Origin of the sequence: Brevibacillus nitrificans, from assembly GCF_003710965.1 — a bacterium.
GTDB lineage: Bacteria > Bacillota > Bacilli > Brevibacillales > Brevibacillaceae > Brevibacillus > Brevibacillus centrosporus.
The window spans coordinates 132,442-153,437 of record NZ_RHHU01000010.1; the positions used below are offsets into that span (position 1 = coordinate 132,442).

The window sequence follows — 20,996 nt, forward strand, 5'->3', positions numbered from 1 at the left end:
ATGCAGCGAAGGGATGGAGGATGAAGAGATGAACAAACTTGGCAAAAGCAGCCGGATCGTTGAGCTGGATGGCAACCAGCTGACGCGTGAAGATATCCAGATGATCGTCAAAGGAGAGACGGTCTGCGCACTTTCCGAGGAGGCGTGGCAGCGCGTACGGAAAAGCCGTAGTCTGATTGAGGAGCATATCGCGGCAGGCAAGGTGATCTATGGCGTGAACACCGGATTTGGCAAGCTAAGCGATGTTTCCGTAAACGCGCGGGATGTAGGGCTGCTGCAATTGAACTTGCTGCGAGCAGATGCAGTAGGGGTAGGGGAGCCGCTCCCGGAAAATATCGTACGAGCCATGATGGTGCTACGGGCCAATGCACTGGCAAAAGGTTTCTCCGGCATTCGCCCGCAAACGCTGCAGCTGTTGATCGATTGTATCAATCACGGCGTTCATCCTGTCATTCCATGCAAAGGCTCACTTGGTGCCAGTGGAGATTTGGCACCGTTGGCTCATATGGCGCTGCTACTGGTAGGAGAAGGCTCTGCGGTCTATCAGGGAGAAAGGATGAGCGGGGCGGAAGCGTTAGCTCGCGCAGGTTTAGTTGCGGTCAGGCTGGAAGCAAAGGAAGGGCTGGCTTTGATCAATGGTACGCAGGCGATGACTGGCGTTGGCGTGATCGCCATCACGGAAGCGGAGAATCTTGGCTATGCTGCCGATATGGCGGCTTGCCTGACGATTGAATCGCTAAGGGGGATTACTGATGCATTTGACGCCGAACTACTGGCGACGCGTCCCCATCGTGAGCTTGAGCAAGTAGCCTCCCGTATTCGCACATGGCTTGCTGGCAGTAGACGAACGACTGCACAGGGCGAGCTTCGCGTTCAGGACGCTTACTCGTTACGCTGCATTCCTCAAGTGCATGGAGCATCTTGGCAAGCAGTCGGTTATGTTGCTGACAAACTGACGATAGAAATGAATGCGACGACGGATAATCCGATCGTGCTTCCAGACGGACGGGTCCTATCGGGCGGCCAATTCCACGGACAGCCAATCGCGCTGGCGATGGATCATCTGAAAATCGCTGCTGCTGAATGGGCGAACATCTCCGAGCGGAGGATTGAGAGGCTGGTAAATCCGCAACTGAGTGGACTCTCCCCGTTTCTGGCCGTAAATCCGGGGCTGGAATGCGGATTGATGGTCGCACAATACGCCGCCGCTGCACTTGTCTCGGAAAACAAAGTGCTGGCTCATCCTGCGAGCGTCGACTCGATCCCCTCGTCGGCCAATCAGGAAGACCACGTCAGCATGGGGACCATTGCCGCCCGTCAAGCACGCGAAATCGTTCATAATGCTGCCCGCGTCATCGCCATCGAGATGATCTGCGCTTCGCAGGCGATCTATCTACAGCAAGCGGAAGACGACCTTGCACCACGCACCAAGCTGCAGCTGGAGTGGGTACGCGCGATCGTTCCGCCACTGGAGACAGACCGCGCCATCAGTGCCGAGATCGAGCAGCTTGCCCTAGCCTTGCTGGCGGAGCGGATAGAATGATGCGAACGGAGTGCGTAATAATAAACGAATAGTCAGGGTGCCGGTTTTGGAGAACCTACTGGAGATACACTTCAGGGGTTTTCTTTTTTTAGACATAGTATATAATTATGTTGTGAAACACATTTTGGAAAGGGGTTGCTTGTCTTGTTCGATATCGTGATTATTGGTGCGGGTCCCGCAGGTGGTAGTGCAGCTTTGTTTGCTGCGAAAGCAGGGAAAAAAACATTGTTGATCGACAGTGATAAAAGCATGACAAAACGTGCTTGGATGGAAAATCATTATGGAATCATGGAAATTTCCGGCCCTGACCTGATTGAAACGGGCAAAAAGCATGCAGCCAAATTCGGTGCTGAATTGATTACCGATCAAGTAACGAACATTGTAAAAGGGGAGCAAGGTCTGACTGTAGAAACGGCTGAAAAAGGCTCCTTTGAAGCGAAGCACGTCATCCTGGCTACTGGTGCTCTGGTAGACCTGGCTGAAAAAGCGGGAGTGGCTACCAAAGCGGGTACAGAACCTCGCATCAAGACAGTCGTGGATGTAGATGCACAAGGAAAAACAAACGTGGCAGGCATCTGGGCTGCAGGTACGGTTGCTGGCGTGAGCGTACATACCATCATCACTTCCGGCGATGGAGCAAAAGTGGCGATCAATGTCATCAGCGAGCTGAACGGCGAGCGTTATGTAGATCACGATGTTTTGAAAACAAATTAAACGGACAAACCCAAACGACACCTTTTTTGGAGCTCTGCCTTCTGGCGGAAACAGGAAAGGTGTTTTTTTATGCGGGGAAGCGTTCGATCTTCCAATCCGGTTCATAGCATACTACGCTTCCAAAATGCACTCCCATACGATGCCCACACACTTTAGAATTAAAATGGTTTCCAGCACGCTGCTTTAACGTCGTTGCTTGGCTTTGGGCACCTGATTTCTTGAAGGGACACCGAAGAAAATTCCCCAAAAAAGACGCCCGAACGATCTAGCTGGCCGAGGAAAAGGGGAAAATAAGCGAGGGCATTAGGGACACAGCCCAGGCGAAGTGGAAAAAGCGGAACCTGCTCTTAGCGTCCACCTCTGAACAGGCATCTATGGAACGACCACTTTGGACGCGGGCTTAAGCTTTTGAAATGGAGCCGGACAGGAACGCCCCCAAGCAAGTGGCCCTACTAACGGAGCGTTTTCTCCCTTTTCCTCTCCTCCCCAACAGCATAAACGACCACCTGTCACGTACTTCCTGACTTTTCCGCCACAGCTAGCCTTTCCACGAGAAGACGATAGAGCTCCTCAGCCGTATCGCCAACAACATTCTTTTTATGGAGCAGGGCAAAAGGCTTCTCCAGACACTGACCACAGTAATTGAGGCAACGCTCATCCGTCACGGTGACATTGGACAGCTGCCTCAACCTTTCCTTTACCTCGCACAGCTGTCCTTCCAAATTGCACGGACAAAATTTGATGATAGGCTCCATATTCCTCGCCCCTTTTGCATAAAACGGTATTGGATCTTCTGGAATGAATTTTATAAGCCGTATGGAAATCTCAGCAAGAGCATGCATCAAATCCCAACCGCTTTAACGTAGCGCATGGCAAGTCCGGTAAAGCACGTCTGCGTTGGCGCGTGTTCTTGCACGGACAATCATTTCCTCCTACTATTTTGAATTGTAAAAATCATTCATCATTTCAGTCGCACCTCAAATGAAAATTCGGAAACCACTAGGAGGAAATGTTCATGTCCGTTCAACAAGTAACTGGAAAAGTCGAGCAAAGAGAAGAGATTTTCCCTGTACAAAGCATTCATCACGTTGAGCTGTTCGTAGGAAATGCCAAACAGACTGCTTATTACTTGTGCAAAGCCTTTGGTTTTCAAATGACTTTTTATCGAGGGCTGGAAACGAATTGCCGGGACCGAGTCTCTTATGTTCTCGAGCAGGGAGCGATCCGCTTTGTCGTGACGGGGACGCTTTCGGCGAATACCGAGATTGCTGATTTCGTCAAGCTTCACGGAGAGGGAGCAAGCGACATAGCTCTGAAGGTGTCCGATGTGGAGGCGGCCTACTGGGGAGCTGTCGAGCGCGGGGCGATCGCGATTCGCGAGCCGTGGGAAGAGAAGGACGCAAACGGAACCGTCAAGAAGGCGATTGTCGGTACATATGGGGACACCATCCATACCTTGGTGGAAACGACGGATTACACGGGCGCCTTTTTGCCGGGCTTTGAGCCGTACGAGGGAACGATTGCAGCCGAGTCTACGGGTCTGATCGGGATCGACCACATCGTAGGGAACGTGGAGGAGATGGAGAAGTGGGTCTCCTACTATGAAAACGTGTTTGGTTTCCGGGTTCTCAAGCACTTTGACGATGAGAATATTTCTACGGAGTACTCCGCTTTGATGTCCAAAGTGATGATGAATGGTACGGGTCGAATCAAGTTTCCGATCAACGAGCCTGCCGAAGGAAAACGCAAGTCGCAGATCGAGGAATATTTGGAGTACTTCAATGGAGCAGGTGTACAGCATCTGGCCTTGCTGACTAATGACATTATCAAAACAGTAGCTGCGCTGAAAGCAAATGGCATTGAATTCCTGTCGACCCCTTCCACCTATTACGAAGAGCTGGCCAGCCGTGTAGGGGATATTGACGAGGATCTGCAAAAGCTGCAGGAGCTGAATATCCTGGTAGACCGCGACGATGAAGGCTATCTGCTGCAAATTTTCACGAAGCCGATCGTGGACCGTCCGACGCTGTTCATCGAGATCATTCAGCGCAAAGGGGCAGTAGGATTCGGCGATGGTAATTTCAAAGCTTTGTTCGAGTCGATCGAGCGCGAACAAGAACGGCGTGGAAATATGTAAGTATCTCGGGAGGGGAAGTTGGAAGTGGGGAGCATACAAGCTTTTCTGACCCATCTGATTGACTACGCTGGATTGTTTCCTCCAGCTAGTCTGCCGCTGGAGACATCGGTGCGTCATTACGCTTCTTATCAGGCAGATCCTGACGCCTGGATGCTGGGGCACTTCGTCATTCCGGCTTCGGCCTTGATGGATTTGGCTCCGTACAAGACGCTGTTTTCCAAAGAGCAGCCTTTGAAGATCGCTGCACTGGGACGGAAAAGTGCAGATGAGGAAAGCTGTAGGAAGTACTTGCTGGAAGACCTGAACCAGGTGGCTTCCTTTCACGCTGAATTCGCAGAGTCGGGAAAGGTCGGGGTCTGGGAGCAGCCCCTTCCTCCTGCTTGGGAAGGCGGCAGCCTGCTAGCATTCATTGCGGAGGAGGCGAAAAAGCGAGACCTGCGCGTTTTTTGCGAGCTCGCGGAACCCTTTCATCCAGAGCGGGAAGCTCGTTTGATGGAAGCTCTCGATGCCATCGCCGCGATCAACGCACAAGGGGACATGAAGCTGGGCCTGAAGCTGCGTGCCGGAGGAGTGACGGCAGAAGCGTTCCCAACAGTGGAGCAGGTGGCAGCCGTTCTCATCGGTTGTCGGGACCGCGGGATTGCCCTCAAATTTACGGCAGGGCTGCACCATCCCATCCGCATGTACCGCCAGGAGGTTCAAACCCGGATGCATGGCTTTCTCAACGTTTTTACAGCAGGCTTGCTAGCCTGCGTCCATCAGCTGGATGCACAGACCGTTCAGGAAATACTCGGGGATGAGCAAGCCGAGCACTTCTCGTTTCAGTCGGATGGGCTGACTTGGCGAGAGCTTTCCATCTCTGCCGCAGACATTAGGCGTTTGCGAGAAGTAGCCCTGTGCTCGTATGGCAGCTGCAGCTTTGACGAGCCTCGGGACGATTTGCGAGGTTTGCACTTTACCTTTCAGGAGGAGAAATGACCATGATGCGTTCCTTTATCGAGGTTGGAGCAGAATCTCCTTTTCCCATTCAGAATTTGCCATACGGCGTATTTCGTCCACGATCAGACCGAACGGCACGTATCGGTGTTGCCATCGGAGAATTCGTCCTGGATCTTTCGGTTCTCGACAAATGTGGGCACTTCCAGACGACTGGTGTGGCTGGCAAAAACGTATTTGACCAGCCCTCCTTGAACGCCTATATGGCTCTCGGGCGCAAGGTATGGAAGGAAGTGAGGGCGAAAATCCAGCAGCTGCTCAGTGCAGATGAAGCGACCCTGCGCGACGATGCCGTGCTTCGGGACAAGGCTTTTCACCGGATGACGGACGTCGAGCTGCTCATGCCAGCACAGATCGGCGATTACACCGATTTTTATGCATCCAAGGAGCATGCGACGAATGTCGGGATCATGTTCCGCGGAAAAGACAATGCCCTCATGCCCAACTGGACGCATCTTCCCGTCGGCTATCATGGCCGGGCAAGCTCTGTTGTTCTCAGCGGGACGGACGTGCGCAGGCCACAGGGCCAGATGAAGCCGCCGGCAGCAGAAGCACCCGTCTACGGTCCCTGCAAGCAGCTAGATTTCGAGCTGGAGATGGGCTGGCTGATCGGTCCGGGCAATCCGCTGGGAGAACCAATACCGGTGGAAGAGGCGGAGGAGCATATTTTCGGGCTTGTGCTGGTGAACGACTGGAGCGCCCGCGATATTCAGACGTGGGAGTACCAGCCGCTCGGGCCGTTTATTGCGAAAAACTTCGCGACGTCGATCTCGCCATGGGTCATCCCATTTGAGGCTTTGGAGCCTTTCCGCATGGCAGGACCCGAACAGGAGCCGCAGCCACTGCCCTATTTGCGGTCCACTGGCGCAGGCTCGTTTGACATTCACCTCGAGGTGTCGTTGCAAGGAGCGAGTATGGGGAAGCCACAGCGGATTGCCACCAGCAACTTCCGCTATCTCTACTGGAGCATGGCACAGCAGATCGCTCATCATACCGTGGGAGGTTGCAACCTGAGACCTGGTGATTTGTTAGCTTCAGGAACGATCAGCGGACCGGAAAAAGAGATGCGGGGCAGCTTGCTCGAGCTCTCCTGGCGCGGAACAGAACCGCTTGAGATGGAAAACGGCGAACAGCGAGTCTGGCTGGAGGATGGGGATCGTCTGACGATCACCGGATGGTGTCAGGGGGAAGGCTATCGGATCGGATTTGGTGAAGTGACGGGGCGCGTTCTTCCAGCAGGAAAATCGAGCTGACAGTCAGACGTGATAAAGGATAGGAAACGGAGGAGCATGGATGCCGCACTATATAAAGCTGGGAAACGTACCCCCGAAGCGTCATACGCAGTTTCGAAAAGAGGACGGCGGACTCTACTACGAGCAGCTGATGGGGACCAAGGGATTTTCCGGGATTCAATCGTTGATCTACCATATCAACCCGCCTACGCAGGTGAAAGCCGTAAAGAAAATCAAAGACATTCACTATGAATGGGAAGAAAAGGATGCCCTCAAGCACCGCCATTTTGGGACGGCAAGCGTGGAAGCAGGCGGGGACTTCATGGAAGCGAGAGTCATGTTTTTGGGAAATGAGGATCTGACGATCGGAGTGGCACGTCCGACGCAGAGCATGCCTTATTTTTACCGGAACGGGGAAGGCGACGAGCTGATCTTTGTCCACGAGGGAGAAGGGAAAATCGAGAGCATCTTCGGAGAGCTTTCCTTCTATCCGGGCGATTACCTGATCATTCCGATTGGCACGACCTATCGTGTTGTTCTGGAAACGGGCGAGGCTCGCTTTCTGGTGGTCGAATCTAATTCGGAAATCGTTCCGCCGAAACGATACCGCAATGCGCATGGACAGCTGCTGGAGCATTCGCCGTTTTGCGAGCGGGATTTTCGAGTGCCCGAAAGACTGGAGGCAAAGGATGAACAGGGAGAATTCGAGGTTCGCGTACGCGCGCAGGGGATGCTGACATCGTACCTCTATGATTTTCATCCATTGGACGCGGTCGGGTGGGATGGCTATTTGTATCCCTATGCTTTCAGCATTCACGACTTTGAGCCGATTACAGGTCGCGTCCATCAGCCGCCGACGGTGCACCAAACCTTTGAGGCGCACAACTACGTGGTTTGCTCCTTTGTTCCTCGTCTGTACGACTATCATCCGCTGGCAGTCCCGGCTCCCTACGTGCACAGCAACGTAGAAAGCGATGAGGTCCTGTACTACGTTGCTGGCGAATTCATGAGCCGCAAAGGAATTTCCGAGGGCTCGATCACTTTGCATCCAAGCGGGCTGCCTCATGGTCCGCATCCAGGAAAAATGGAAGGCAGCATCGGCAAAAAGGAAACAAAGGAACTGGCTGTCATGATCGATACCTTCCGTCCGCTGCGAGTCGTCAAGCAGGCCCATTCCTATGAAGATCCGAACTACATGTACAGCTGGCTGCCCTAGTATCAGAAAAATGAATGAGATGGTTTCCATGCTCCTTTGCGCAGGAGCATTTTTTTTCGTGTAGAACCATTATAAAGGCAAGGAAAAGCGGATACATTTGGAAGAGCAACCGGAAGTACCGCAAGGAAGGAGGGGATTGGTTGATCACCAAGGAAAGCAAAGTGAATTTTGTCCTCGCAGGTCTTTTGCTGGGCCTGTTGATGGCATCAATGGATAATACAATCGTAGCAACGGCGATGGGAACGATTGTAGGGGAGCTAGGCGGACTAGACAAGTTCGTCTGGGTAACCTCGGCGTACATGGTGGCAACGATGGCAGGGATGCCGATTTTCGGGAAGCTGTCCGATATGTATGGTCGAAAACGGTTTTATGTGTTCGGGTTGATCGTATTCCTGCTAGGGTCGATTTTGTGTGGTACAGCGAACAGCATAGTCGAGCTGAGTATTTACCGCGCGATCCAGGGAATTGGCGGCGGCGCGCTGATGCCGATCGCTTTCACCATTATTTTTGATGTGTTCCCGCCAGAAAAACGGGGGAAAATGACGGGTCTTTTCGGTGCCGTATTCGGTACGTCCAGTGTGTTTGGGCCGTTGCTTGGCGCGTACATCACCGAGTACATCGGCTGGCATTGGATCTTCTATATCAATGTGCCGATTGGGGCGCTCTCCCTCTATTTCATTTCGGTGTATTACAAGGAATCGCTGGAGCATCGAAAGCAAAGCATCGACTGGTGGGGCGCAATCACCCTCGTGGGAGCTGTCGTCAGCCTGATGTTTTCCCTGGAGCTAGGCGGCAATCAATACGCGTGGGGGTCGGTGCAAATCCTGGGCTTGCTCACGTGCTTCCTGATTCTGTTTCTCCTGTTTCTATGGATCGAGACGAAAGCGGCAGAGCCGATCCTGTCGTTTGCGATGTTCAAGCGCCGTTTGTTTGCGGCCAGCAATGCCGTTGCCCTCTTGTATGGCGCTGCTTTTATTATCTCGACGGTCTATCTTCCCATTTATATTCAGGGGGTGTACGGGGGATCGGCTACCAATTCCGGTTTGCTGTTAACACCGATGATGGTAGGCTCCGTCATAGGCAGCCAGCTTGGCGGGATGCTCACTACGAAAATAAGCTTTCGCCGCATCATGCTGATATCCGCCGTCTTTTTTGTGCCTGGTATTTTCCTGTTAAGCACGCTGAATCCGGAAGTGCCGAGATGGCTTGTCACGATTTACATGATACTGACTGGTTTTGGAGTAGGCTTTTCTTTCTCGGTACTGGGAATGGCGGTCATTCACGGGTTTGATATGCGGCAGCGAGGATCGGCCAGCTCGACAGGCTCGTTTTTCCGTTCCTTGGGTATGACGCTTGGAATTACGATTTTTGGGATTGTGCAGCGCAACCTGTTCGAGAGCGATATGAAAAACGCGTTTGCAGGTCAATCCGGTCTTCCAGAGGGAATCGTAGGCGATCCGCGAGCGATCCTGACACCAGAAACGCGGGCAGCGATACCTTCCCCCATCCTGGATCAGATCACGGATTTCCTCGCCTCGTCTATCGCGCATACGTTTCTGTGGGCGTTGGTTCCTGCGGGATTGGCCGTCATCTTTATCATCCTGATGGGCAATGAGCGCGTGCAGGTGAATGTCACAGGGCACAAGCAACCAAATCCGGGGAGAGGCGGGGCATAAGTGCTGGATTCGCTGGAGGAAAATGGGATGGGCGACCGATTTTGAAATTATTATGAACATTGGACAATTACCATTCTTTCGATAGTTTTTCGTTTATAATGATGGTAATTACATTCAAGGATGGTACCCGCTCATGATGAATACGGCTCTCGGACGTTTTCGTGTAATCGGTATTGTGGAAGGAATCTCGTATTTGGTGTTGCTCGGGATCGCAATGCCTCTGAAGTATTGGCTGGATGTGCCCGTTGCCGTAAAAGTGGCCGGATCGCTGCATGGCTTGTTCTTCGTACTCTATCTACTTGCACTTGCACATGTGACCTTCCAAAAAAGATGGTCCATTTTGAAAGTGGCTGGTGCGTTTATCGCGTCACTGCTGCCATTTGGCAATTTTGTACTGGACGCACGTCTCAAGCGGGAACAGCCGTAAAGCGTAGACAACAGGATCGAACACGACAACGAAGGCGGGTAAACATACCCGTCTTTGCTATATAATCAAGCCGCAGTTGAAATGAGAGAGGGAGGATGCATGTGGAGACCAGAATTATCTCAGGTATTCTTTCGTGGGACCAGGAGAACAAGTACTTTCTTGAAACCTTGATGGAGAACCGGTATTTTCTCGTTCTTCCGCAGATCATTACTCTGACGCAGACCGATGAAAAGCTGGCAACGGATGAGCTGAACGAGAGCCACAAAGGAAAAAATGCGATAGCGCGATGCTTTGTGTGAGGTTGTCCCAATCGCTATTGTGTGCAAATTTTCCATCTGGATTTTGTATTTCGTATGGATTATATTATAATCACGATTACGAAAATACAGGATTGCCCGGTTCGGGTGGGGGTAGGAGCGCAATGGGTTGGGAGTTTGTTTTGATCATCATTGGCATCAACATTTTGTACGTGTCATTCTTTACGCTGCGGCTACTGATGGTGATCAAAGGGTATCGTTTTTTGGCATCAATCGTCGCCATGGTCGAGGTTTTCGTTTACTTGAAAGGGCTGGGTCTGGTTCTGGACAACCTGGACAATCCCGTCAATCTGGCGGCCTATTGCATTGGCTGGGGATTGGGTGTGTTTGTTGGGAGCAAGATTGAGGAGTTTTTGGCTCTCGGCTACGTCACCTTGCAAGTGGTTGTCGATTCGGTCGATCTGGAGCTGCCGGACAAGCTGCGTCAATGCGGATTCGGCGTGACCTCTTGGGTAGCCGAAGGACGCGATGGCCAGCGGCTGATGATGCAGGTCCTGACCAAGCGCACGAATGAAAAGAAATTGTGGAATCATATTTATGAAATTGCGCCGAAAGCGTTTGTTATCTCCCTGGAACCGAAGCAGTTACGAGGCGGATTTTGGGTGAAGCGCCTGCGCCCTTGAGCGAGAAAACATGAAAAAAAGCCAGCGGTGGTCCCTATAAGAGGGCTTTCGCTGGCTTTTCTGTTTCGTTCATAGAGAGGGGGCAAAAGGGGACGTATTTCCTGTCCTCGCTTCGTCCTCAAGATTCAGTTGGTTGGCATTCAGCACGATTTCCCGAATGTAGCGCACCGCATGCCGTGCGGCTTTCTCTGGCGCGTAGCTGCTGCGATTGTTCAGGAAAGCGGTAAACATGCCTTGCCAGATCAAGAGGGTTAGCTCGTTGACAGCCTCGATTTTTTGCTGGAGCAAAAAGCCTTCCTTGACGAGAAGCTCCAGACTGATAAGTCCGCGCCTGTTGATGTTGTACGTGCCCAGCATAGGCTGCAGCTCTTCCGGGATCGCAATCAGATCAGCCGGATAGACGCTGTAATAGTGCGAGAGCAGCTCCTCGGGCTGACTCCCCAGGTCCGCGATGAAGATCGCATGAAAAATTTGCGGATTTTGAAAGGAATGCTGGCAAAAGATTTCCCATACGCGCAGGTAGCGCTCCTGTGCCGAAAGCTGTGGGTCCTGATAGGTCTGAACAACTGCTTCCGTGTAGGGCTTGAGAAACTTCATGGCGGCAAAAAATACGAGATGGGAAAGCTCGCTAAAATAGTTGTAGATCGTCGCGCTGTTATAGCCGGCCCGATCGGCAATTTTACGGATCGTGACGTTGGGTACGCCTTCCTCCAGAATGATATCCGCCGTAGCCTCCACAAAATATTTCCACATGCGTGTTCGTTGAATCGTTTTGTTTTTACTCACCGTTCTATCACCTTATCCTACTTGCCAAGCCAAGAGCCGTGCATGTTATTTATCGTTAGTTTACTATGGACGGCCTGACAAGAAAACGGGTTCTTGCTGGTCATCCGGATCTGCGCGGGTAAGGGATAGGACGGCAGGACAAAATAGGTACGCCAAAGTGTGGCAGTGGAACTACATTTTTCTGGACGGTGAGGAGGGGGCAGTATGAATGGCAAAGAGATCATTTTTTTGAGTGGCATATCCAAGCTTGAGACGAATGAGGAGAGGTGGAATCCGTTCCCGTGGTACAGGGAGATGAGGGAGCATAACCCGATTTTCTTCGATGAGCAGCAGCGGGTGTGGAATGTCTTTCGTTATGAGGACGTCAAGCGGGTTCTTTCCGATTACAAAACGTTTACCAGTGAGCGGGAGCGGAGTACGATTCCGATACAGCTGGAGAGCAGCATCAATCTGACCTCGGTTGATCCGCCCGAGCATAGAAAGCGCCGCGGACTGCTCGCAAGCGCTTTTACTCCGCGCAGCCTCGATGCCTGGAAGCCTCGTATTCAAGCGGTTGTGGACTTCTTGATTCAAGGAATTTCGGCTGAGGATTTGTCCAAGCCTGTAGATATTTACGAGCGATTTGCCGTTCGTCTCCCCGTAACCATCATCGCCGATTTGCTAGGGGTGCCGAACTCGGATTGGGAGCAGATCAAGGAATGGTCCGATATTTTGTTCCTGCCGCACCATCAGGAGGAAATCGAGGAGACAACCAAGCAAAAAGCAAAAGTCATGAAGGAGTTTGGCGCGTACCTGCTGCCGTTGGTCAAGCAAAAGCGCAGCCAGCCGCAAGACGATATCCTGTCCGATCTGACACAGGCGGAGTACGAGGGGACAAAGCTGACGGATGAGGAAGTCGTCGGCTCCGGAATCGGGCTATTGGGAGCAGGCAACGAGACGACGACAACCTGGCTGACGCAGTGCTTCTATTATTTTGCCAAGGAAGGGGTGTACCCACAGCTGCGCAAACAGCCGGAGCTGATTCCGCAGGCTTGTGAAGAAGTGCTGCGCTATCATTTTATCGCGAGCCTGGATCGTGCCGTGAAGGAGGATACCGACGTTCTCGGCGTACCCATGAAGCGTGGCGAGATCGTGATTGCCTGGATGTCTTCTGCAAACCGCGACGAGCGCCAGTTTGTAGGCGGAGAGACTTTTGATATTCACCGGCAGAACAGCAAGGAGCACCTTTCCTTTGGCAACGGGCAGCACTTCTGTTTGGGCGCTCCTTTGGCGAGATTGGAAACGCAGTACGCGATGACATCTTTTATGAAGGCGTTTGCCAATATTCGTCTCGCAGAGGGGTACCGCCCTTGGGATCATCTCGTTTCCCATGGCTCTACACTGACTAGCCTGCCGATCTATATCGATCGCTGATACTAACTCCTGCCGAGTGCCGAAACCGTGGCTGCACTTCCAAGGAAGAAGCGTCTGTTTGAAAGGACAGGGGGACGGTATAATGGATGGGAAAAAGATGCAAAGAATGTAGACGTCCCTATCACCCTATCGGTATGGAGCAGGAGGTATCAGGCGATGAATCTGGGTTTGCAAGGAAAAACAGCGATTGTTACGGGAGGCAGTAAAGGGATCGGATTTGCAACCGCCATGGCATTGGCAGCAGAAGGCGCGAATGTAGCGCTTGTTGCCCGGGGTTTGGAGGCACTGCAAAAGGCAGCGGAACAGATTGCGGCACAGACGGGGCAGGAGCCGTTGGTCATTGCCGCTGATGTGTCCGCAAAGCAAGATGTTCGCTTGGCTGTGGAGAAGACGGTAGAGCGCTTTGGCAGCGTGGATATTTTGGTCAACAATGCAGGCACGTCTGCTGCGCGTCCATTTGAGGAAGTGTCCGAGGACATGTGGGAAGCCGACCTGGATCTGAAGCTGTTTGGAGCGGTTCATTTTTCGCGGGCAGCTGTTCCGTACATGCGTCAAAACGGGGGCGGAGCGATCTTGAATGTGACGGCAGTCGGCGGCAAAACACCGTCCGCTTCCTCGATGCCAACCTCTGTGAGTCGGGCTGCTGGTCTGGCTTTGACCAAAGCGATGAGCAAGGACCTCGCACCAGACAACATCCGGGTCAACGCGGTGTGCATCGGTTTGATTCGCAGCGACCAGATCGAGCGTTTCTGGCAAGCATCGGCACCAGAGCTTACGTGGGATGAGTTTGCAAAAGACCCTCGCCATGCGATTCCACTCGGACGAATTGGCCAAACGGAAGAGGCGGCAAAGGTAATCACGTTCCTGGTATCAGATGCTGCTTCTTATGTCACCGGGACATCGGTTAACATTGATGGAGGAAAAGCAGCTGTCCTGTAAGCTGCCAGTGAGGAACGGTCATGATGCATGCAACATTGGAAAAAGCTTTGCGGACGGTACTCGACAACTGGGAAAAGATGAAGAAGAGCCACGAAGATGACGCTGCAGATGATGCCGAGCAGTTCGAGGCTTCCTTTTACAAGTGGATCGAGGCGGTACGTCAGTGGTACAAAGAGCTGGAACAAAAGCCAAAGAATCTGGAGGACGCACTGCTCCTGCCAGAAATGGCAACCAGCATGGAGCTTCTGCCTGTCGAGCTTCAGTTGAATTTTGAAACGGAGCTGGAGCTGATCGTAGAAGGACAGGAGAGAATGGAAGACGAACGGTACGACTAAAGCTGCTTTTCGCATAAGAAAACCGCACGAGCCTCCGGGGCCGTGCGGTTTTTGGTGTGGAGGGATAATAACGTCGACTAGGAAATCGTTTTTTGTCCGGGATTCCAGTCCATCGGGCATAGTCCACCAGACTGCAGCGCGGAGATGACCCGAAGCGTCTCGTCTACACTGCGGCCCACCTTTGAATTGGAGATGACAGAATACTGCACGATACCTTCGGGGTCAATGATGAACGTTGCGCGCAGCGGTGCCTTCGTCGCTTCATCGAGCACGCCGTAGTTCAGGGTCGTTTCTTTGCTATAGTCAGATGCGAGAGGGAAAGACAGCGGGCCGATCCCGTCGCTTGCGCGCATCCAAGCTTTATGGGTGTGAATGCTATCGCCGCTGATGCCCAGTACCTCGACATTCAGATCCGAAAATTCTTTGATTCTGCGATTCAGGCTGAGAAGCTCGGTCGGGCACACTTTGGAAAAGTCAAAAGGATAGAAGAACAGCATGAGCCATTTGCCGCGGTAATCGACCAGGCTCTTGGGGATGGGGAAGCCATTTTCAAACGTAACCGTGTCCATGGTGAAATCAGGTGCAGGAAGTCCGATGCGTGCTGTCATGTAGGTCTCTCCTCGTTTCTGTAGATCGTAGGCATGTAAATCCTGGTAATAAAGTAACACGATAATAGATTATATTCAATATCAAATTATAATAATTAAAAATAAGAGGAGTCCTCCACCGCTGAAGCAGGGGAAAACTCCTCTTTTCACTATGGCTACGTCGCTCTCGCCCAGACTGCTAGGGAGACAGACTTGCCTGGATTGATAAAGCGGTGGGGCGAGGTACTATTGAAGCCGATGCTGTCGCCTTCGTACAGGTGGTATTCCCGATCAGCCAGCAGCACTTTCAGCTCGCCTTGCAAAATATAGCCGCACTCTTCTCCAGAATGGGAGATTTGCTCCTGCTCGAGCGTTTCTCCTGGCTCGATTTCAATCAGCAGAAATTCGATTTTGCCTTCCTGTAGAGGGGTGAGCACGTGGTATTTCGTCATCGTATTTTTCAGCTGGATAATCTTGTGCAGCCCTTTGCGGATGACAGGCTCATGATCATCTTTTACACGGAAGAAATGGTTGATCGGCACTTCCAATGCGGAACAGATTTTCCAGAAGGTGCCCACGGTGGGGTCTACCAGTCCGCGTTCGATCTGTGACAACAAGCTCATGCTCAGTCCAGTCTTATCGGCGAGATTTTGCAGGGTCAGCTGCTTTTGTTTGCGGATTTCTCTAAGCTCTGCTCCGTTGAACATTCATTATCAACCTTCTTTGCATGGAGACTAGGTAGGGAGGACAGCAAGGTTTGGGTGTATGCGTCCTTGGGGCTGTTGAAAATGTCGGCGACCGTTCCCGTTTCCACGATGCGACCCTTTTGCATGACGGCCATGCGATCGCACATATAGCGGATGACAGACATGTTATGGGAAATGAACAAATAGGTAAGATTGCGCTCACGCTTCAGCTCTTGCAGGAGATTCAGCACATGAGCCTGCACGGACACGTCCAAGGCAGAAGTAGGCTCATCGAGTACGACAAAGGCCGGATCCGTGATCAAGGCACGGGCAATCGCAATCCGTTGGCGCTGCCCACCGCTGAATTCATGCGGAAAGCGGTTCAGATGCTCGACTTTCAGCCCGACACGTGTGATGAGGGCGTGAAGCTTTTCCGTCGTTCCCTTGGCTTTTCTCTCCACAGCCGGCAGGGCCTGCAGCGGCTCCATAATGATCGATTGCACCCGCATGCGAGGGTCGAGCGAGGATTGCGGATCCTGAAAGACGATCTGCATTTCGCCCGGCTTCAGTCGATTGAATTTGTTGTCCGTCCAAAGTGGAGTGCCGTCATACAGGAGTGAGCCGCTTGTCGGATGCTCCAAACCCGTAATCATTTTCCCGATCGTACTTTTTCCAGAGCCAGACTCACCAATCAGACCGAAAGTTTCGCCTCTTGCAATGGAAAAATCGACACCAGAGACAGCGTGAAAGCTTTGACTGCCTTTTCGGTACTCTTTGCCGATACCTGCTACTTGCAGCAACGGATTCATTCGGCTTCCCTCCTCCAGCATGCGACTTGATGGGTATGAACTCCGCTGTACGCTTGCTCCAGCACAGGAGGTTCCTCTACGCAAATCGGAAGCGAATCTGCACAGCGCGAAGCAAAGACGCATCCACGCGGGCGATTGCGCAGATCGGGGGACTCACCTGGAATGGCGGAAAGCGCCTGTCCTGGCACTGCGAGATCGGGGAGGGCACCAATCAGCGCCTTCGTGTAAGGATGATTCGGTCTATGCAGCACTTCCTCTGTCGTTCCTGTTTCGACGACCTCACCCGCGTACATGACCACGACGCGTTGGCATACCTCGGCGACGACACCCAGATCGTGCGTAATCAGCATGATAGAGGTCCCGCGCTTGGCGGCGAGATCCTGCATGAGCTTGAGGATTTCGTGCTGGATGGTCACGTCCAGAGCGGTAGTCGGTTCGTCTGCTATCAGCAGATCGGGCGGAGCTGACATAGCGAGAGCGATGACCACGCGCTGCCTCATCCCGCCGCTCAGTTCAAACGGATATTTGCGGGCGACGAGCTCTGGGTCGTTGATTTGTACCTCTGCCAGGCTGATGACCGCCTGCTGGTAGGCCTCGCGGTAGGAGATCCTGCGATGGCGATGAATGACCTCTGCGAGCTGATCCCCGATGCGCATGGTAGGATGCAGAGCGGTCATCGGCTCTTGAAAGACCATACCGATCTCTTTTCCGCGCAAAGCCTGCAATTCCTTTTTATCGAGAGTGAGGATATTTCGTCCTTTGTAGGTAATCGAACCTGCCGGGATAGACGCATTCTTCTCCAGCAGGCCTAAAATGGTCAGAGCGGTAACGGATTTTCCCGATCCAGACTCTCCGACGATGCCGACGATCTCTCCTTGGTTGATGGAGATCGAGACATTTTTTAACGCTTTGATCTTGTCTTGCATGGAGGTAAACTCAACAGTCAGTTCTTTGATTTCCAGCAGCATGTGCCATTTCTCCCTTCATTCACCGGTTGGCTTTTGGATCGAGAATATCTCGGATTCCGTCGCCGATCAGATTAAAACCGCAGGAAGCCAAGAATAGCGCAAGCCCAGGAAATGTGGGGTACCACCAGTAGTCCAACAAGTACTTCCAGCCGATACTGATCATCGCGCCCCACTCAGGTGTTGGCGGCTGTGCGCCCAATCCGAGGAAGCCTAAAGTTGCGACCAGCAGGATGGCGTCGCCGATGTCCAGGGTGACCTGGATGACGACAGGGGAGAGTGCGTTCGGAATGATATGACGGGCAATAATGCGCCAAGGCTTGATGCCAAATGTGACAGCTGCTTTGACAAACAGCTTTTCCCGCAAGGCGAGCGTTTCGGCACGCGCCAGACGGACGTAAACTGGAATTTTGATGATGGCAATCGCGAGCATGGCGTTTTGCAGATTGGGACCCAGCGTGGCAGCAACGGCCATGGCCAGGACGAGAGAAGGAAACGCCAGCACGATATCCATGAGACGCATGATGATCTGATCCAGCTTTCCTCCGAAATAGCCGGAGATCGCTCCGATCACGGTACCGATCAGACCTGCACCGAATACGACGGCGACACCAACGCCGAGGGAAAGGCGCGCTCCGTACAGGATGCGGGTGAAAATGTCCCTCCCGACTTCATCGGTGCCAAACCAGTGATCCCCGCTTGGGGGAGCGAAGCGCTGGGTGATGTTGATTTTGGTCGGATCATACGAGCTGATCAAGGGTGCGAAGATCGATGCGAGCAGGATGAGTAGCAGCAGAAACAAGCCAAACAGCGTCAGCGGATTTCTGCGGATTTTATACCAAAAGGGGTTGACCGGTTTCGTGGTTGCCACTTTCGAGATGCTTTCTGTATTCGCAGTCATGCCAGACATCGGAAATCCCCCTTTCTATTCCTTAATTTGTGGATCGAGTGCGTAATAGGTGAGGTCGACGAGCAGGTTGATGATCACGTACCCGAACGAAATGACAAACGTAAAGCCCATGATCGCCGGAAAGTCGAGGAACGCGATGGATTCGACGACGTATTTTCCCATGCCGGGCCAGCTGAAGATCGTTTCCGTGACAACGGCTCCGCCTAAAAGGGAACCAAAGGATAGTCCAACGACGGTTATCGTAGGAATCAGCGCATTGCGCAGGGCGTAGCGGAAAAGCAGGACAGGCCCGTGAATACCGTTGGCAAGGGCAGTGCGAATGTATTCTTGGCCGAGAACCTCCAGCATGCTGGCGCGTACCTGGCGGGTAACGATCGCGAGCTGGGCAAAAGCGAGTGTGCAAGCAGGCAGAGCGAGATGCCAAAGACTGTTGCCAAAAGCTGTCCAATTGCCTGTGATGAGGCTGTCGAACAGGTACAATCCTGTGATGGTAGGCGGCGGTGTTACTGTCAAATCGATGCGGCCGCTCGAGGGCAGCAGGTCAAAAAACTTGTAAAAAACCAAAATCCCGATCAGTCCGCTCCAGAAGACGGGAGTCGAGATACCGGCGATAGAAAAAAAGCGCCCGGCGTGATCCCAGCTTGTATCCTTTTTGACGGCGGACAGGATGCCGATGGGAATCCCGATGACAATCGCGATGATAAATGCGGTCAAGGCTAGCTCCAGCGTGGCAGGGAAAAATTTGATCAGATCGTCGACAACGGGCTGCTGTGTACGGATCGAGCTGCCAAAGTCACCTGCGAGAAGTCCTTTCATATACGTAAAATATTGGACCCAGACCGGCTGGTCTAGGCCCAATTGACGGCGGACTTCCTGCAGTGTTTCCTCACTGGCGCGTTGCCCTACCATCATTCGAGCAGGATCTCCGGGGATGACATGGGAGAGAAAGAACGTGATCAGCGTCACACCCAAAAGAACCAGCACGAGCATGGACAGGCGTTTGGTGATGATTTGTCTCATGAGGAAGACACTCCTTCAAACGGCTTTATTTGGACATTTCGGCGAGGTTGTAAATCCCCTCTAGCATCGGGTTGTAAACAAAGCCTTTTACGGACTTGCTGACAGGGAGCAAGAAATCCTTCTGGTACAGATAGAGGTAAGGAGCTTCGTCGATCGTGATCAATTGAGCTTCCTTGTACAGCTTTTCGCGCTCGGCTTTGTCATTGATAGAAGCGGCTTTGCGTACCAGCTCGTCCACTTTGTCATTTTTATAGAAAGCGCGGTTTCCAGCGAGACCGAAGTTTACGGAGTCAAACCAGTAGTTCATGAACATGTACGGATCACCGAAGTCAGGGCTCCATACACCCATCGCGAGGTCAAACTCGCCTTTGTCGATCATTTCGCGGGAAGTGGCATACGCGATTTTCTTCAGATTCAGCTTTACGCCAATGTCAGAGAAGAAGGCTTGCAGAGCGAGTGCTTCTGTTTCCCACCAGGCTTTGTTGTCCGAGTACAAGAGGTCGATCGTCAGGTTGGCAGCTCCTGCTTCTGCCAGGAGTGCTTTTGCCTTTTCCACATCGCGCTTGTATTGCGGTGCGGACTCGTCATAGCCCCACAGACCTTTTGGAATCGGACCGCGCATTTGCGTAGCATAGCCTTCCTGTACGGATTCTGTCAGTGCATCGTAATCGATTGCGTAGCTGAGCGCTTGACGTACTTTTGGATTTTGCAGGGCCGGGTTGCCTTTGCTGGAGTTGACGTAGATGTAATCGACAAACAGGCTAGGCTGCTGCAGGACTTCGACGTTTGGCAGGTCTTTGAGAGCTTTGAGCTGTTCGTTTGGAATACCTTCGGCGATGTCGATCTCGCCTTGCTCGAGCTGCAAGCGTTGTGCTGTAGCATCTGGGATGATTTTAAAGAAGATGTTTTGGAGTGCAGGCTTCACAGAGGAGTTTGGATTGAGAGTTAGCTTGAGGTATTCGCCTTTTCTCCATTCGGAAAGCTGATAGGGACCGCTGCCCATGGTGTTGTTTGCGAGGAAGTTTTGGCCGAGATCGCCGTTTTGTTCCTTTTCCATGACCTTTGGATTGACGATGCCGCCATAGTTGGCTGCCAAGGTGGAGAGGAACGGCGGGAAATTTTTCGAGAGTACGAAGGTGACGCTGGTCGGGGAGTCTACTTTTATTTCTTTAATGACGCTGTAGACATCTGCAGGACCTTTTTTGATTTTCAGTGTGCGATCAAAGGTGAATTTGACTGCTTCAGCTGTGACAGGCGTACCGTCGGAGAACTTGTTGCCTTCTGCGAGTGTGAATGTCCAGGTAAGACCGTCTTCGCTCACTTTCCATTCTTTTGCCAGACCTGGCTTCACTTCCGTCGTACCACCGTCGTATTCGACCAGGCGCTGGTAGGTAGGATAGGTGATTTTCCAAGCGCTGTTGTCGAATGTGACTGCTGGGTCCAGTGTGCCTTGATCGGATGTGATCCCGACGAAGAGCGTGTCAGCAGGCGTAGTAGATGCTGGCTTCGCGGCCTCGGCAGGCTTGCTTTCCGCTGGCTTGGCTTCTCCTTGGGATTGGCTCGCTGGCGTGCTTGAACACGCAGAAACCATCAGGGAGAGGACGAGCAGGGAAGAAGTGAAGAGAGATGACCATCGACGCTTCAATGAATTCGACCCCCAAGTAC

22 protein-coding genes are annotated in these 20,996 nt (G+C 52.5%); 13 read left to right on the top strand and 9 right to left on the bottom strand.

The window, feature by feature from the left end:
• The first annotated feature begins 28 nt into the window (after positions 1-28).
• Together hutH and EDM59_RS14225 are read left to right on the top strand one after the other, a co-directional pair.
• Positions 29-1,543, top strand: a complete 1,515-nt coding sequence (hutH, locus tag EDM59_RS14220; RefSeq protein ID WP_122924208.1) for a histidine ammonia-lyase — start codon at positions 29-31, stop codon at positions 1,541-1,543.
• A 144-nt stretch (positions 1,544-1,687) separates the two neighbouring features.
• Positions 1,688-2,257 (top strand): FAD-dependent oxidoreductase, encoded by a 570-nt coding sequence (locus tag EDM59_RS14225; protein ID WP_122924209.1) that lies wholly within the window; start codon positions 1,688-1,690, stop codon positions 2,255-2,257.
• Between the two features lie 509 nt (positions 2,258-2,766).
• On the opposite strand, the gene EDM59_RS14230 is transcribed toward EDM59_RS14225, so the two are convergent.
• On the bottom strand, positions 2,767-3,012 hold the full coding sequence (locus EDM59_RS14230; protein WP_122924210.1) for a DUF1450 domain-containing protein: 246 nt from the start codon (positions 3,010-3,012) through the stop codon (positions 2,767-2,769).
• A 260-nt stretch (positions 3,013-3,272) separates the two neighbouring features.
• Here EDM59_RS14230 and hppD point away from each other — a divergent pair, with 260 nt between their 5' ends.
• From hppD to EDM59_RS14270, 8 genes are all read left to right on the top strand, one after another.
• Complete coding sequence (gene hppD / locus EDM59_RS14235; RefSeq protein WP_122924211.1) at positions 3,273-4,394, top strand: 4-hydroxyphenylpyruvate dioxygenase; 1,122 nt, start codon at positions 3,273-3,275, stop codon at positions 4,392-4,394.
• 24 nt (positions 4,395-4,418) lie between these two features.
• Positions 4,419-5,372 carry a hypothetical protein gene (locus EDM59_RS14240; protein ID WP_246011050.1) on the top strand — a complete coding sequence of 318 codons (954 nt, stop codon included), beginning with the start codon at positions 4,419-4,421 and terminating at the stop codon, positions 5,370-5,372.
• Between the two features lie 2 nt (positions 5,373-5,374).
• The gene (gene fahA, locus EDM59_RS14245) at positions 5,375-6,643 is read left to right on the top strand and encodes a fumarylacetoacetase (protein ID WP_122924213.1); all 1,269 of its coding nucleotides are present in this window, start codon (positions 5,375-5,377) and stop codon (positions 6,641-6,643) included.
• A gap of 40 nt (positions 6,644-6,683) precedes the next feature.
• Complete coding sequence (locus EDM59_RS14250; RefSeq protein ID WP_122924214.1) at positions 6,684-7,838, top strand: homogentisate 1,2-dioxygenase; 1,155 nt, start codon at positions 6,684-6,686, stop codon at positions 7,836-7,838.
• Between the two features lie 140 nt (positions 7,839-7,978).
• Positions 7,979-9,514 carry an MDR family MFS transporter gene (locus tag EDM59_RS14255; protein ID WP_122924215.1) on the top strand — a complete coding sequence of 512 codons (1,536 nt, stop codon included), beginning with the start codon at positions 7,979-7,981 and terminating at the stop codon, positions 9,512-9,514.
• A 133-nt stretch (positions 9,515-9,647) separates the two neighbouring features.
• Positions 9,648-9,941: a DUF3817 domain-containing protein gene (locus EDM59_RS14260; protein ID WP_092266261.1), complete on the top strand. Its 294-nt coding sequence runs from the start codon at positions 9,648-9,650 to the stop codon at positions 9,939-9,941.
• A 95-nt stretch (positions 9,942-10,036) separates the two neighbouring features.
• On the top strand, positions 10,037-10,240 hold the full coding sequence (locus EDM59_RS14265) for a hypothetical protein (protein WP_174769287.1): 204 nt from the start codon (positions 10,037-10,039) through the stop codon (positions 10,238-10,240).
• Between the two features lie 122 nt (positions 10,241-10,362).
• The gene (locus tag EDM59_RS14270) at positions 10,363-10,881 is read left to right on the top strand and encodes a DUF2179 domain-containing protein (protein ID WP_092266259.1); all 519 of its coding nucleotides are present in this window, start codon (positions 10,363-10,365) and stop codon (positions 10,879-10,881) included.
• 69 nt (positions 10,882-10,950) lie between these two features.
• Here the strand turns inward: EDM59_RS14270 and EDM59_RS14275 are convergent, their stop codons facing one another.
• Complete coding sequence (locus EDM59_RS14275) at positions 10,951-11,667, bottom strand: TetR/AcrR family transcriptional regulator (RefSeq protein WP_246011052.1); 717 nt, start codon at positions 11,665-11,667, stop codon at positions 10,951-10,953.
• Positions 11,668-11,871: 204 nt separating this feature from the next.
• Between EDM59_RS14275 and EDM59_RS14280 the strand changes: the two genes are divergently transcribed.
• The 3 genes from EDM59_RS14280 (at position 11,872) to EDM59_RS14290 (ending at position 14,354) form a co-directional block, all read left to right on the top strand.
• The gene (locus EDM59_RS14280; protein ID WP_122924216.1) at positions 11,872-13,080 is read left to right on the top strand and encodes a cytochrome P450; all 1,209 of its coding nucleotides are present in this window, start codon (positions 11,872-11,874) and stop codon (positions 13,078-13,080) included.
• Between the two features lie 156 nt (positions 13,081-13,236).
• Positions 13,237-14,019: an SDR family NAD(P)-dependent oxidoreductase gene (locus EDM59_RS14285; protein ID WP_122924217.1), complete on the top strand. Its 783-nt coding sequence runs from the start codon at positions 13,237-13,239 to the stop codon at positions 14,017-14,019.
• A gap of 20 nt (positions 14,020-14,039) precedes the next feature.
• On the top strand, positions 14,040-14,354 hold the full coding sequence (locus EDM59_RS14290; protein WP_246011053.1) for a hypothetical protein: 315 nt from the start codon (positions 14,040-14,042) through the stop codon (positions 14,352-14,354).
• Positions 14,355-14,431: 77 nt separating this feature from the next.
• On the opposite strand, the gene EDM59_RS14295 is transcribed toward EDM59_RS14290, so the two are convergent.
• The 7 genes from EDM59_RS14295 to EDM59_RS14325 form a co-directional block, all read right to left on the bottom strand.
• Positions 14,432-14,962: a peroxiredoxin gene (locus EDM59_RS14295; protein WP_122924218.1), complete on the bottom strand. Its 531-nt coding sequence runs from the start codon at positions 14,960-14,962 to the stop codon at positions 14,432-14,434.
• A 155-nt stretch (positions 14,963-15,117) separates the two neighbouring features.
• On the bottom strand, positions 15,118-15,648 hold the full coding sequence (locus tag EDM59_RS14300) for a cupin domain-containing protein (protein ID WP_092266528.1): 531 nt from the start codon (positions 15,646-15,648) through the stop codon (positions 15,118-15,120).
• Positions 15,600-16,436: an ATP-binding cassette domain-containing protein gene (locus tag EDM59_RS14305; protein WP_122924219.1), complete on the bottom strand. Its 837-nt coding sequence runs from the start codon at positions 16,434-16,436 to the stop codon at positions 15,600-15,602. Before EDM59_RS14305 ends, EDM59_RS14300 begins: the two co-directional genes overlap by 49 nt.
• On the bottom strand, positions 16,433-17,404 hold the full coding sequence (locus EDM59_RS14310) for an ABC transporter ATP-binding protein (RefSeq protein ID WP_122924220.1): 972 nt from the start codon (positions 17,402-17,404) through the stop codon (positions 16,433-16,435). Before EDM59_RS14310 ends, EDM59_RS14305 begins: the two co-directional genes overlap by 4 nt.
• 19 nt (positions 17,405-17,423) lie before the next feature.
• Positions 17,424-18,311 (bottom strand): ABC transporter permease subunit, encoded by an 888-nt coding sequence (locus EDM59_RS14315; RefSeq protein ID WP_174769289.1) that lies wholly within the window; start codon positions 18,309-18,311, stop codon positions 17,424-17,426.
• 15 nt (positions 18,312-18,326) lie between these two features.
• Entirely contained in the window at positions 18,327-19,331 is a 1,005-nt protein-coding gene (locus tag EDM59_RS14320; RefSeq protein ID WP_092266255.1) for an ABC transporter permease, read from the bottom strand.
• 25 nt (positions 19,332-19,356) lie between these two features.
• A complete protein-coding gene (locus EDM59_RS14325) occupies positions 19,357-20,976 on the bottom strand; it encodes an ABC transporter substrate-binding protein (RefSeq protein WP_221176057.1) in 1,620 nt (539 codons plus the stop codon).
• Positions 20,977-20,996 lie beyond the last annotated feature (20 nt).